Here is a 12,382-nt window from a genome sequence, read left to right on the forward strand (position 1 = left end):
GGCATTGCCGGGTTTTGTTTTTTAGCGCGCCGTAAAACTTATGGGCGGTAAACTTTAACGTTGGTGTAGCCCTGCTCGTGCAGATACAGCGCCTGAAGGCGGCTCATCACGCCGCGCTCGCAGTACAGCAAGTAAGTCTTGCTCTGATCCAACTCGGCAAACTGGGTGCTGAGCTTGTAGAAAGGCACGGCTTTGATTTCGATATTGTCCAGCTCCAGCGGCTTCTCTTCCGCTTCGTCTGGCGCACGGATATCCAGAAGAATGTCAGTGCTTACTAACTCCGCCACGGTTTCAACTTCTTTCACTTCCTGCGCGGCTTGTTCAGCAATCTGACGGATATCTTGGTTCTGCGCTTCGCTGACCACTTTGTCGAGAATCGAGAAGTCGAACATCTGCTCTTCGGCTTCGATTTTCTCTTTCACGGCTTTCACGGTCGGGCTTTTGGAGATCACGCCGCAATATTCCGGCATGGTTTTCGCAAAGTCTTCCGTACCAATCTGGCGGGCCAAATTAATAATGTGCTCTTTATCGTGAGAGATAAGCGGGCGCAGGATCAGCGTGTCAGTGGCATTGTCGATGAGACGCAGGTTAGTCAGCGTTTGGCTGGAAACCTGACCCAGTGCCTCGCCGGTGACCAGCGCCTGAACGCCGTAACGCTCGGCGATTTGCGAGGCAGCGCGCACCATCATGCGTTTTAGCACCACGCCCATCTGGCCGTCTTCAACCTTCTCAAGAATTTCGCCCACCACTGGTTCGAAGTCGATCGCGATGAAACGCACTTTGTGGGAGCTACCAAAACGGTTCCACAGGTAGTAAGCCACCTGCTTGACGCCGATTTCATGCGCTGAGCCGCCGAGGTTGAAGAAGCAGTAATGCACGCGGCAGCCGCGACGCATCAACATGTAGCTCGACACGCCGGAGTCAAACCCGCCGGAGATCAGCGACAGCACGTCTTCCTGCGTACCAATCGGGTAGCCGCCCAGACCTTCGTGACGGCTCTTGATCAGCACCAGCTGGTCATCGTTGATTTCCAACTTCACTGTCACCTGCGGGTTAGTCAGATTAACCCGTGCAGATTCAACGTGTTGATTCAAACCACCGCCAACATAGCGCTCGACGTCGCCGGAGCTGAAGCTGTGCTTGCCACGGCGCTTCACGCGCACGCAGAAGGTTTTGCCTTCAACTTCAGGACCATAAGCTTCCAGCGCCTGCTCGAAGATATTGTGCATATCGGTGTAAGGACGGTCTTCCACTTCTTCGACGTGACGAATGCCGGGAATGCGACACAGCAATTCGATAATCAAGTCGTGTTTACTTTCGTCTTTACTACGAACTTCGATATGATCCCAGTGGCGGACCACTGCCAATGACTCATCCTGAGGTTTAATGATGTTGCGAATGCTGCTTGCGAGGATCTTAATGAAGCGCAAACGCACAGATTGACTCTTGATGGTGATTTCTGGGAACAATTTAATGATAAACTTCATAGCAGTCTTTTGTTAGCAGTGAGAAAACAGGGAATGAGTGGCTGGATCAGGCTTAAAGCGCCTATTATTGTTAAGCCCAACGCCGACTAACACTAACGAGTAATAGAGCCTGTTGGCTTTTCAGCGTTGAATAGCTTTAGCTTAACAATACTTTTTGTTTCACAAGATTCAGCGGCGCAAAGTATACCACTTTAAATAGGGACTCTGCGCACAAAACCACACATCGGGTATGACGTCGAGACGGAATCCCGCAAGGGCTATGACTTACATTGCAGCGTCACATTGTTGCCCTACCTATCTGACCAACGAGTTTGAAAGAGAATTATGCCGAAAAAAGCTGTAGCACCCGCCAACTTTGAAACTGCTCTGGCCGAACTGGAACAGATTGTCTCTCGCCTCGAATCTGGCGAATTGCCGCTGGAAGACGCGCTGAATGAGTTCGAAACCGGCGTGCAATTGGCCCGTCAGGGACAGCAGAAATTGCAACAGGCCGAGCAGCGCGTACAAATCCTGCTTGATAGCGACAATGACGCCCCGCTGACACCTTTTACCCCGGAAGCTGAGTGATCTGTCATGGCTGATATTGAACAACAAGCCGAAGGCATCGACTTCAGCAGTCAGCTCCGCGCGGTGCAAAAACGTGTCGATCAGGCGCTGACCACCTATATTGACGCGCAACCTTTTGCCGAAATGCCGCTGGCTCAAGCCATGCGCCACGGGGCTTTGCTGGGCGGAAAACGCCTGCGTCCTTATTTGGTCTATGCTACAGGTCAGCTGTTTGGTCTGCATTCGGACTCGCTGGACGCCCCGGCGGCCTCGATTGAATGCATCCACGCCTACTCGCTGATCCATGACGATTTACCCGCCATGGATGATGACGACCTGCGTCGCGGCCAACCGACTTGCCACATTAAATTTGGCGAGGCGAACGCTATTCTGGCCGGTGATGCTCTGCAAACGCTGGCTTTCACTATTCTGGCCGACGGCCCAATGGGCGAAGTTCGCCTGCAAGACCGCCTCTCCATGATGTCCGAACTGGCGGCTGCCAGTGGTATCGCGGGCATGTGTGGAGGTCAGGCACTGGATTTGGCGGCAGAAGGTCAACAGATCGATCTGCAAGCCTTAGAGCAGATCCATCGCCACAAAACCGGCGCACTGATCCGCGCCGCCGTTCGCATGGGGGCGTTAGCAGCCGGTGAAAAAGGCCGCGCGGCACTCCCGCAACTGGATATTTACGCACAAGCTATTGGCCTGGCGTTTCAGGTTCAGGACGACATTCTGGATGTGATTGGCGACACCGAAAAACTCGGCAAACGTCAGGGAGCCGATCAGCAACTCGGTAAAAGCACCTATCCCGCACTGCTGGGACTGGATGGCGCACAAGCGAAAGCCAAAGACCTCTACCAAGAAGCGGTCTCGGCATTAGAACAGCTGGCCGCACTTTCTTACAACACGGCACCGCTGCACGCATTAGCCCGCTTCGTGATTGAACGCGATAATTGATATAGCCGGGCCATGGGCGTTGCGACAGGGAAGCAGCAACGTCCGCGAGGCAGCCTATATGCCGTTGAACTTACTATGAGCAACTCATGAGTCTTGAATTAGCCAAATACCCGACCTTGGCGCTGGCGGAGAATCCCGAAGAACTCCGTTCGCTTCCTAAAGAGAGCTTGCCAAAGCTCTGCGACGAACTTCGCCAATACCTATTGGCCAGCGTCAGCCAGTCCAGCGGGCATTTTGCGTCCGGTCTGGGCGCGGTTGAACTGACCGTCGCGATGCACTACGTCTATAACACGCCATTCGACAGTCTGGTGTGGGACGTCGGCCATCAGGCCTACCCGCACAAAATCCTGACGGGTCGCCGCGACAGAATTTCGACCATTCGCCAAAAAGATGGCCTGCATCCTTTCCCGTGGCGCGGTGAGAGTGAGTTTGACACCCTGTCCGTGGGCCACTCCTCCACCTCAATCAGTGCTGGTTTAGGCATGGCCGTCGCCGCCGAGCGCGAAGGCAAAGGTCGCCGCACCATCTGCGTGATTGGCGATGGCGCGATCACCGCCGGTATGGCATTTGAAGCAATGAACCACGCGGGTGACATTAAGTCAGACATGCTGGTGGTGCTCAATGACAATGAAATGTCGATTTCCGAGAACGTCGGCGCGCTGAATAACCATCTGGCACAGCTGCTCTCCGGCAAGCTTTACTCGCGCCTGCGCGAAGGCGGCAAGAAGGTGCTGTCCGGCATTCCTCCGATTAAAGAGCTGGTGCGCCGCACGGAAGAGCACCTGAAAGGCATGATGGTGCCGGGCACCCTGTTCGAAGAGCTGGGCTTTAACTATATCGGCCCGGTCGACGGTCACGACGTGCTGGCGCTGGTGCAGACGCTGAAAAACATGCGCGAGCTGAAAGGCCCGCAGCTGCTGCACATCATGACCAAGAAAGGCAAAGGCTACGAGCCAGCCGAGAAGGATCCGATCAGCTGGCACGCCGTGCCGAAGTTTGATCCGCTGTTGGGCACGCTGCCGAAAAGCAAAGAAGGTTTGCCGACTTACTCCAAAGTATTTGGCGACTGGCTGTGTGAAACCGCCGCCAAAGACAGCAAGCTAATGGCGGTCACCCCGGCGATGCGCGAAGGCTCCGGTATGGTGCGCTTCTCCAAAGAATATCCACAGCAGTATTTCGACGTGGCGATTGCCGAGCAGCACGCGGTGACCTTTGCCGCCGGATTGGCTATCGGCGGCTACAAGCCAATCGTCGCCATCTACTCGACCTTCTTGCAACGCGCCTACGATCAGGTGATCCACGACGTGGCGATCCAAAATCTGCCGGTACTGTTCGCCATCGACCGTGGCGGTATCGTCGGTGCCGACGGCCAGACCCATCAGGGTGCGTTTGACCTCTCCTTCCTGCGCTGCATCCCGAACATGGTCATTATGACCCCGAGCGATGAGAACGAATGTCGCCAGATGCTGCACACCGGCTACCACTATCAAGAGGGTCCGGTGGCGGTGCGTTACCCGCGCGGCAATGGGACCGGCGCGGAGTGTACGCCGCTGGCTTCCCTGCCAATCGGTAAAGGCATTGTGCGTCGCGAAGGCGAGAAGATGGCTATCTTAAACTTCGGTACCCTGCTGCCAGAAGCCAACGCCGTAGCCGAAAAGCTCAATGCGACGCTGGTCGACATGCGTTTCGTCAAACCTCTTGATGAAGCTCTGGTGCTCGAACTGGCCGCCAGCCATGAAGTGCTGGTGACGCTGGAAGAGAACGCCATCATGGGTGGCGCGGGTAGCGGCGTGAATGAGCTGCTGATGTCCAAACGCCTGATGGTGCCAGTGCTGAATATTGGTTTGCCGGACCACTTTGTCTCCCAAGGCACGCAGGACGAAGTCCGCCGCGACATTGGTCTGGACGCCGAAGGCATCGAACGCCAAATCAACCTCTGGCTGGCTTAACCGCCGCCTCACCTCCCCTCTTTACGCTGTTAAAGAGGGGAATTTCACACTTACTCCCGCCGTTATCCTGCTCTCCGCCCTGCCTGAACTACACTTATAGCGTGCTATGAATCTGCACAGGTTGTTCTTGAATAAAAACAACAAGCAGGAGGAATGATGCAACGCATTACACTAGGAAAAACCGATCTTAAGGTGTCACGCCTGTGTTTGGGCTGTATGACCTTTGGCGAGCCTGACCGCGGTTCCCATGCCTGGACTCTCCCCGAGGAGAGTAGCCGCCCTATCATCAAGCAGGCGCTGGACGCCGGGATTAATTTCTTCGATACCTCCAACAACTACTCCGATGGCAGTAGCGAAGAAATTATTGGCCGCGCGCTGAAAGAGTTCGCCCGGCGCGAAGACGTAGTAGTCGCCACCAAGGTCTATAACGCCGTCACCGGCCTCAAGCCGGGCCTGTCGCGCGCCTCAATTCTGCAATCCATTGATGACAGCCTACGACGCTTGGGTATGGATCACGTGGACCTGCTGCAAATCCATCGTTGGGACTATGAAACGCCAATCGAAGAGACGCTGGACGCGCTGAATGACGTGGTGAAATCAGGCAAGGCGCGTTATATCGGCGCCTCCTCCATGCATGCCCGGCAGTTCAAGCTGGCGCTGGAGGTGTCGGCGAAAAACGGCTGGGCGTCGTTTGTCTCAATGCAGGACCAGTACAACCTGATCCAGCGCGAAGAGGAGAACGACATGCATCCGCTCTGCGTGCAGGAGAATATCGCCGTGCTGCCGTGGAGCCCGCTGGCGCGAGGCAGGCTGACGCGGCCTTGGGGTGAAACCACCGCGCGTTCGGTTTCCGACGAGGTCGGCCAAAGGCTGTATGACGCCACCGAGGCCGCCGACGCCAAGATTGCCGAACGTCTGGAGAAAGTGGCTCAGGACCACGGCGTGCCGCGCGCGCAAATAGCCTTGGCGTGGCTGCTGGCGAAGCCCGCCGTCACTGCGCCTATCATCGGAGCCTCGCGCCCTGCGCACCTTGAAGACGCCATTGCGGCGCTGCAAGTGAAGCTATCGATAGAGGAGATTGCCGAGCTGGAGATGGCCTATCAGCCGCATGAGGCGACGGGTTATAAATAATCGCGCTCAGCTAAAAGCATAAAAAAAGGCGCTGAAGCCATAAGCTCAGCGCCTTTTCACATCTTAAATCGGCTTAAAACAGGCCAATCGGCCAGTGGTGCCCAATCAGATAGATAATCCCTGCGGCAAAAATCCCGGCGATCACGTCATCAATCATGATGCCCATGCCGCCGTGGACATTGCGGTCGAACCAGCGGATTGGCCACGGCTTCCAGATATCCAGAATGCGGAACACCACGAAACCGCCGACGACCCACTGCCAATCATTGACCGGCAGCGCCATCAGGGTGATCCACATGCCGACAAACTCATCCCAAACGATGCTGCCATGGTCGTGAACCTGCATGTCTCTGGCCGTTTGGCGGCAGAGGTAAACCCCGATACAGATGCTGAACATTACCACCAGCGAGTAAAGCTGCCACGGCAGGTAGGTCAGCAGGATCCAGAAAGGGATCGCGGCAATCGAACCGGCAGTGCCCGGCCCGTAAGGGAAAAGCCCGCTGCCAAAGCCGGTAGCCAGCAAGTGCCACGGGTTGCGCAGGTTCAGGCGCTTCTTCGCAGCGGCCATATCTCGTTTATGGTCGCCGGTTTTACCTTTGTAGTTCTCAGGTCGCTTTTTATGGCTAACGGTCACACAACAACTCCTGCTGAAAAGTGATCAAACCCTTGCCAATCAAGTTCCACCGGCTCGCCTGAACGCAAGAAGGTGATGCCTTCCGACAGCGGAGCCATCTGGCCGACACAGGTAAAATCAACGCCCAGATGGCTGAGAGCCACGTCCAGCGCGCCACGGTTAATTTCGGGAACGGTGAAGCAAAGCTCATAGTCTTCGCCGCCGGTCAGCGCCCATTTCAGCGCCTGATCGCCCTCCACGCTGCCCAGCAAGGCTTCTGACAGCGGCAGCGCGTCTAAGTCGATACGCGCGCCACAGCCGCTGGCGGTCAGCACGTGTTTGAGGTCTGAAATCAAGCCGTCGGAGATATCAATGGCCGAGGTGGCTAAGCCACGCAGCGCCTGCCCCTGCAAGATACGCGGCGTCGGGCGCAGATGGCGCTGCAGCAGAGTGTCGCGATGCTCGGCGTTATCGACGGTCAGCTGGTCTAGCAACAGGGCCAAGCCAGCCGCGCTGTCACCCAGCGAGCCGGTAACGAAGATCCAGTCACCGACGCTGGCACCGCCGCGGGTTAAGGCGCGGTCGACAGGGATCAGCCCCTGAATGGTCAGCGTCATGCTGAGCGGGCCACGGGTGGTGTCGCCGCCAATCAACTGCATGCCGTAATAATTGAGCTGCTCAAACAGGCTATCGCTGAAGGCTTCCAGCCACTCGGTGTTCACTTCAGGCAAGGTTAAGGCCAGCGAAACCCACGCGGGATCGGCGCCCATGGCGGCTAAATCACTGAGGTTAACGGCCAGCGCTTTATAGCCAAGATCGGCCGGATCGATTGTTTTGAGGAAATGAATGCCTTCTACCAGGGTATCGGTACTTACTGCTAATAGCTGCTTTTCAGCGACAGTCAGCAGAGCACAGTCGTCGCCAATGCCTAACTGGACATCCCGGCGGGCCGTTCTGTACCGGTTAAAGTAGCGAGCTATTAAATCAAATTCGCCGCATGCCATAGTAAAATTCCAAATTGAGTCACCCACGTCACTCGTGCTGTTGCCTCGCTGCGGAAGGTGGGAACCCGCGCCTGCAACCTGAATGATGAGGGAGAAAAATGACTAAGGCCGGATATCCGGCCTCAACAGGTTGGTCAACGCCATGGTAAGCGATGTTACTTCACATAATCTTCAACCAAATTAAAGGCTGTATGACCAACATGCATTTATTGTTGTGACTTGTGAACGCGCAGTACTGTTACTTTTTACGGATGTGCGGGCCCGCTTTATCCAGTACGCCGTTAACAAATTTGTGGCTGTCTTCAGCGCCGAAGGTTTTCGCCAGTTCGATCGCTTCGTTAATCGCCACTTTGTAAGGGACGTCCTGACGCTTGCTCAGTTCAAACAGAGCCAGACGCAGGATTGCTCTTTCCACCTGACCCAATTCGTCGAGCTGGCGAGACAGGTATGGAGCCATCAGCGCATCGAGCTTCTCTGCACTGGTAGCAACACCGGTCAGCAATTCGCGGAAATAGGTAATGTCGACGTCTTTGACATCCTGCTCGGTCAGGAATTCTAATTCAACATCGGCAATGTCGTTTTTCGACAACTGCCAAGAGTAAAGCGCCTGTACGGCACATTCACGGGCGCGGCGACGAGCAGCAGGTTTCACGGATTTCCCCTTAACTAGATTCAGGCCTTAATAGCCTTGATAACATTAATCATTTCAAGCGCGGTCAGGGCTGCTTCAGCACCTTTGTTACCGGCTTTTGTCCCTGCGCGTTCAATAGCTTGCTCAATACTTTCGGTAGTCAGCACGCCGAACGAAACTGGGATCTCGCTGTTCAGCGCAACGCTGGCTAAACCAGAGCTACATTCGCCAGCCACGAATTCGAAATGGGCAGTGCCCCCACGGATGACGGTACCCAGTGCGATAACGGCGTCATATTTGCCGCTGTTCGCCAGAGCACGAGTTGCCAGTGGCAGCTCATAAGCGCCTGGAACCCAAACTACGGTGATGTTGTCATCGCTAACCTGACCAATGCGTTTCAAGGCATCAACTGCGCCAGACAGCAGGCTGTCGTTGATGAAATTGTTGAAACGGGCAATAGCGATTGCTACGCGCGCGTTCGGCGTGGCTACAGCACCTTCGATAACGTTCATAGGTTTTCCTTTAAATGGGTTCAAGAGTTCAGCTTTTGACAGCCCCGGCCCAGCCCAGCCGCAGGGGGGCGGATTCTATCATATTATTACCTTGTCTGGACATGCGATTTATAAACACATTCCGTCAAAAGGCGTAGCAGATAAGCCGAAGCTTACCTGCCGAAGAGTTTTGGCGATGTTTTCGCGGCACTCACCCGTGCTGCTTAGTACTGAGGTTTCAGGCGCAGACGCAAATCCGCGCCTACCTGACGCACATCGCTGAGGGTGAATTGTGGCGCATCGGACAGGCTTTGCAAGCCGGGGAGCACACAAAGTGCACGTCCGTTTTCACCCAGTAATTTTGGTGCCATGTAGACAATCAGCTCATCCACCAGACCGGCCTGCAATAGCGCCCCGGCAAGCTCTGCCCCGGCTTCCACCCAAACGCTGTTTATCTGGCGCTTGGCCAGTTGCATCATTAGCAGCACTAAATCAACGCGGTTGTCTCGCCCCGGAACCACCCACTGCTCGGTGGATTCAGGCCAAGATTGCTCATCGGCGGCAAGGCGGGCCAGCCAAGTATCGCCCGGCTGATTGACCAGCTTGTGCTGCTGCGTCACGCGGTTTTGGCTGTCGATAACAATGCGCAGCGGCTGGCGCAAAGACTCCTGCGGATAAATGCGCTGAGTGTCGCTATCCAGCTCGTCCCAGCGAACGTTCAGTGATGGGTCATCTGCCAGCACCGTGGCGCTGGAGCTAAGAATCGCCGAGCTTTGCGCGCGGAAGCGCTGCACATCGGCACGCGCGGCGGCGGAGGTGATCCACTGGCTTTCGCCGGACTCCATCGCCGTGCGGCCATCCAGCGACGCCGCCATTTTTAGCTGCACATATGGGAAACCGGTACGCATACGCTTTAAGAAGCCGAGGTTAATGGCTTCGGCTTCGCTGTGCATCAACCCATGGCTGACTTCGATGCCAGTCTGTTGCAAACGGTATAGCCCACGCCCGGCGACTTCCGGGTTAGGGTCTTGCATTGAAGCAACCACGCGTGCGACACCGGCGGCAATCAGGGCGTCGGCGCAAGGAGGCGTGCGGCCGTGGTGGCTGCAAGGCTCAAGAGTGACATAAGCCGTGGCGCCTTTGGCCTTCTCACCCGCCATGCGCAGCGCGTGAACTTCGGCGTGTGGCCCACCGGCCTTAATGTGATACCCCTCGCCCACGATTTCGCCATCACGGACGATAACGCAGCCAACATTCGGGTTTGGCGTGGTGGTGAAGCGGCCGAGTCGCGCCAGTTCAAAGGCGCGAGCCATATATTTTTCATCTGCATGCAATGATTCTGTGGACATAACTATCCTTAATCCTGAAGACGAGCAATCTCTTCGCCGAACTCGCGGATATCCTCAAAGCTGCGATATACCGAAGCAAAGCGAATGTAGGCGACTTTATCCAGTTTTTTAAGTGCATCCATAACCAGATTGCCAATCATTTTGGCAGGAATTTCGCGCTCTCCCGTAGCTCGCAATTGTGACTTAATGTGGCTGATGGCCATTTCAACGTCATCGGAGCTGACAGGGCGTTTTTCCAACGCCTTCAAGAAACCGCGACGCAGTTTGTCTTCATTGAAGGGTTCGCGAACGTCATTGCTTTTAATCACGCGGGGCATCACCAGCTCGGCCACTTCAAAAGTAGTAAAGCGTTCGTGGCAAACCAGACACTGGCGACGGCGGCGAACTTGCGATCCATCGCCAACCAGGCGGGAATCGATGACTTTCGTATCAACAGCAGCACAAAATGGGCAATGCATAGCAGTTCCTGATGGCGGTCTTGATGGGTGATTAGTTTAGCGCGAAGTGGCGCGACAACAAAGGCTGTCGCTACTTTGGTGCACATCAGGTTAAACTTAACCCCTTGTTTGAGCGGGAGGAGCCGCACGTTTCCCCCTTCACCCTATGATTTTACAGGCTCTGAGCAACTCGCTCTCAGAGCACAAGAAAAGGAACTCACCGACATGACAGTGCATTTTCGCGCAACTTTAGCCGTTACAGCCCTGCTGGCTTTATCAGGTTGTGCCCAACAAGACCCCCAAGTGACAGAACTGCGGTCAGAAGTCGGCCAGTTAAACCAAAAATTACAGCGTCTGACCGATTTAGCCAGCGCGCTGGAGCAGCAAACCCTGCTCAACCGCCAGTCAACAGATGGTCTGTATATCCTGCCTGCGGCGAAAAGCGCGGCGGTGGTGAAGAGTGATATTGGTGAGTTAAGCGTAACCCTGACCAATGTTTCTCCAGATGCCAGCGGTGTTCAAGGGCTGTTGCGGATCAAAAGCGTGTCGGGGCAGCCACTGCCGCCATTCACCGCCTCGCTGGACTGGGGACAGCTCGACCCGGTCACTGGCAAACCTTTAACTGTGGATATGCAAACGCAAAATATCGCCAGCGTGCCGACCCTTCTGCCGAGCGCGGAGCAGGTTATCGACGTGAACTTCCAGAATATTCGCGTCGAAACCTTAGGTTTTATTCGCCTGCATAACATTCTTGGCCCGGTGCCAGCAGTTCAACAGCCCGCCGCAGCCCAATAACCGCTTTATCAAAGCATAAAAAAAGCCTCGCAATTGCGAGGCTTTTTCATGGCTAATGCTGAACAGATTAAGGCAGGATCGAAGGCTGATCTGCGCCCTCTTTCTCGACTTTCTGCTGCAACATGTGTTCGCGTTTCATGCCAAGTTTCAGCGCTAACGCTGATGCCACATAGATAGATGAAACCGTACCGATTGATACACCGATCAACATGGTCAGTGAGAAGCCTTCCAGCAACGCGCCGCCAAAGATGTAGAGCATCAGAACAACCATCAGCGTGGTGGCTGAGGTCATGATGGTACGGCTCAGGGTCTGGGTCAGGGACACGTTCATGATTTCGTAAGATGTACCGCGACGGATCTTGCGGAAGTTCTCACGAATACGGTCCGAAACCACGATGGAGTCATTCAGAGAGTAACCAATAACCGACATCAGGGAAGCGATGATGGTCAGGTCAACCTCGATTCTGAACAGAGACAATACGCCCATGGTGATGATGACGTCGTGCGCCAACGCGATAACCGCACCCAACGCCAGTCGCCACTCGAAGCGGAAACCGACGTAAATCAGGATACAGATCAGCGCAATCAACAGCGCCATCGCACCGGCCTGAGCCAGATCGCTACCAACACTTGGACCCACGAACTCAATACGTTTTACTGACGCATTTTTGTCGATGTCGGCGTTGATAAGCCCGATGACTTTGTTACCCAGTTCCTGACCCGCAGTGCCTGACGTTGGCGGCAGACGGACAATAATGTCACGGCTGCTACCAAAGTTCTGGACCACAGGGTCGGTGAACCCGGCTTTCTCCATTGATGCACGCATGTCATCAAGGTTAGCGGGTTGGTCGAGGCTGATCTCAATTACCGTACCGCCGGTAAAGTCCAGACCCCAGTTAAACCCGCGAACACCGATGATCGCGATAGAAACGATCAACAACAGACCAGAAATGGCGAAGGCCAAGTTGTCCCAGCGCATAAAGTCGATGACT

General features: G+C 55.3%; 13 protein-coding genes. 5 read left to right on the forward strand and 8 right to left on the reverse strand.

Going from position 1 to position 12,382, the window contains the following annotated elements; all coding sequences use genetic code 11:
- Positions 1 to 38 precede the first annotated feature (38 nt).
- Entirely contained in the window at positions 39 to 1,487 is a 1,449-nt protein-coding gene (gene thiI, locus GEAM_RS13720) for a tRNA uracil 4-sulfurtransferase ThiI (protein WP_034792417.1), read from the reverse strand.
- A 324-nt stretch (positions 1,488 to 1,811) separates the two neighbouring features.
- On the opposite strand from thiI, the gene xseB reads away from it, so the two are divergent.
- The 4 genes from xseB to GEAM_RS13740 all read left to right on the forward strand — a co-directional run bounded on the left by xseB (position 1,812) and on the right by GEAM_RS13740 (position 6,070).
- Positions 1,812 to 2,054, forward strand: a complete 243-nt coding sequence (xseB, locus tag GEAM_RS13725) for an exodeoxyribonuclease VII small subunit (RefSeq protein ID WP_034792420.1) — start codon at positions 1,812 to 1,814, stop codon at positions 2,052 to 2,054.
- A gap of 6 nt (positions 2,055 to 2,060) precedes the next feature.
- Positions 2,061 to 2,990: a (2E,6E)-farnesyl diphosphate synthase gene (gene ispA / locus GEAM_RS13730; RefSeq protein ID WP_034792421.1), complete on the forward strand. Its 930-nt coding sequence runs from the start codon at positions 2,061 to 2,063 to the stop codon at positions 2,988 to 2,990.
- Positions 2,991 to 3,076: 86 nt separating this feature from the next.
- Complete coding sequence (gene dxs / locus GEAM_RS13735; protein WP_034792422.1) at positions 3,077 to 4,939, forward strand: 1-deoxy-D-xylulose-5-phosphate synthase; 1,863 nt, start codon at positions 3,077 to 3,079, stop codon at positions 4,937 to 4,939.
- 156 nt (positions 4,940 to 5,095) lie between these two features.
- A complete protein-coding gene (locus GEAM_RS13740) occupies positions 5,096 to 6,070 on the forward strand; it encodes an aldo/keto reductase (protein ID WP_034792424.1) in 975 nt (324 codons plus the stop codon).
- 73 nt (positions 6,071 to 6,143) lie between these two features.
- Here GEAM_RS13740 and pgpA read toward each other — a convergent pair whose 3' ends face one another.
- From pgpA to nrdR, 6 genes are all read right to left on the reverse strand, one after another.
- The gene (gene pgpA / locus GEAM_RS13745) at positions 6,144 to 6,638 is read right to left on the reverse strand and encodes a phosphatidylglycerophosphatase A (protein WP_034792712.1); all 495 of its coding nucleotides are present in this window, start codon (positions 6,636 to 6,638) and stop codon (positions 6,144 to 6,146) included.
- A 62-nt stretch (positions 6,639 to 6,700) separates the two neighbouring features.
- A complete protein-coding gene (gene thiL, locus GEAM_RS13750) occupies positions 6,701 to 7,687 on the reverse strand; it encodes a thiamine-phosphate kinase (protein WP_034792426.1) in 987 nt (328 codons plus the stop codon).
- Between the two features lie 238 nt (positions 7,688 to 7,925).
- Complete coding sequence (gene nusB / locus GEAM_RS13755) at positions 7,926 to 8,339, reverse strand: transcription antitermination factor NusB (RefSeq protein WP_034792428.1); 414 nt, start codon at positions 8,337 to 8,339, stop codon at positions 7,926 to 7,928.
- A 20-nt stretch (positions 8,340 to 8,359) separates the two neighbouring features.
- A complete protein-coding gene (gene ribH, locus GEAM_RS13760) occupies positions 8,360 to 8,830 on the reverse strand; it encodes a 6,7-dimethyl-8-ribityllumazine synthase (protein WP_034792430.1) in 471 nt (156 codons plus the stop codon).
- A gap of 203 nt (positions 8,831 to 9,033) precedes the next feature.
- The gene (gene ribD / locus GEAM_RS13765; protein WP_128124620.1) at positions 9,034 to 10,143 is read right to left on the reverse strand and encodes a bifunctional diaminohydroxyphosphoribosylaminopyrimidine deaminase/5-amino-6-(5-phosphoribosylamino)uracil reductase RibD; all 1,110 of its coding nucleotides are present in this window, start codon (positions 10,141 to 10,143) and stop codon (positions 9,034 to 9,036) included.
- 23 nt (positions 10,144 to 10,166) lie between these two features.
- On the reverse strand, positions 10,167 to 10,616 hold the full coding sequence (gene nrdR, locus GEAM_RS13770; protein ID WP_034792434.1) for a transcriptional regulator NrdR: 450 nt from the start codon (positions 10,614 to 10,616) through the stop codon (positions 10,167 to 10,169).
- Between the two features lie 204 nt (positions 10,617 to 10,820).
- On the opposite strand from nrdR, the gene GEAM_RS13775 reads away from it, so the two are divergent.
- On the forward strand, positions 10,821 to 11,390 hold the full coding sequence (locus GEAM_RS13775) for a DUF3251 domain-containing protein (RefSeq protein ID WP_034792436.1): 570 nt from the start codon (positions 10,821 to 10,823) through the stop codon (positions 11,388 to 11,390).
- A 67-nt stretch (positions 11,391 to 11,457) separates the two neighbouring features.
- On the opposite strand, the gene secF is transcribed toward GEAM_RS13775, so the two are convergent.
- Complete coding sequence (gene secF, locus GEAM_RS13780; protein WP_051899533.1) at positions 11,458 to 12,369, reverse strand: protein translocase subunit SecF; 912 nt, start codon at positions 12,367 to 12,369, stop codon at positions 11,458 to 11,460.
- Positions 12,370 to 12,382 lie beyond the last annotated feature (13 nt).

The organism is Ewingella americana ATCC 33852, from assembly GCF_000735345.1.
GTDB lineage: Bacteria > Pseudomonadota > Gammaproteobacteria > Enterobacterales > Enterobacteriaceae > Ewingella > Ewingella americana.

What these genes read in the sequence shown, in the direction of transcription:
- thiI (WP_034792417.1), bottom strand. Translation starts at nt 1,487, where the DNA reads ATGAAGTTTATCATTAAATTGTTCCCAGAAATCACCATCAAGAGTCAA.
- xseB (WP_034792420.1), top strand. Translation starts at nt 1,812, where the DNA reads ATGCCGAAAAAAGCTGTAGCACCCGCCAACTTTGAAACTGCTCTGGCC.
- ispA (WP_034792421.1), top strand. Translation starts at nt 2,061, where the DNA reads ATGGCTGATATTGAACAACAAGCCGAAGGCATCGACTTCAGCAGTCAG.
- dxs (WP_034792422.1), top strand. Translation starts at nt 3,077, where the DNA reads ATGAGTCTTGAATTAGCCAAATACCCGACCTTGGCGCTGGCGGAGAAT.
- GEAM_RS13740 (WP_034792424.1), top strand. Translation starts at nt 5,096, where the DNA reads ATGCAACGCATTACACTAGGAAAAACCGATCTTAAGGTGTCACGCCTG.
- pgpA (WP_034792712.1), bottom strand. Translation starts at nt 6,638, where the DNA reads ATGGCCGCTGCGAAGAAGCGCCTGAACCTGCGCAACCCGTGGCACTTG.
- thiL (WP_034792426.1), bottom strand. Translation starts at nt 7,687, where the DNA reads ATGGCATGCGGCGAATTTGATTTAATAGCTCGCTACTTTAACCGGTAC.
- ribH (WP_034792430.1), bottom strand. Translation starts at nt 8,830, where the DNA reads ATGAACGTTATCGAAGGTGCTGTAGCCACGCCGAACGCGCGCGTAGCA.
- nrdR (WP_034792434.1), bottom strand. Translation starts at nt 10,616, where the DNA reads ATGCATTGCCCATTTTGTGCTGCTGTTGATACGAAAGTCATCGATTCC.
- GEAM_RS13775 (WP_034792436.1), top strand. Translation starts at nt 10,821, where the DNA reads ATGACAGTGCATTTTCGCGCAACTTTAGCCGTTACAGCCCTGCTGGCT.
- secF (WP_051899533.1), bottom strand. Translation starts at nt 12,369, where the DNA reads ATGCGCTGGGACAACTTGGCCTTCGCCATTTCTGGTCTGTTGTTGATC.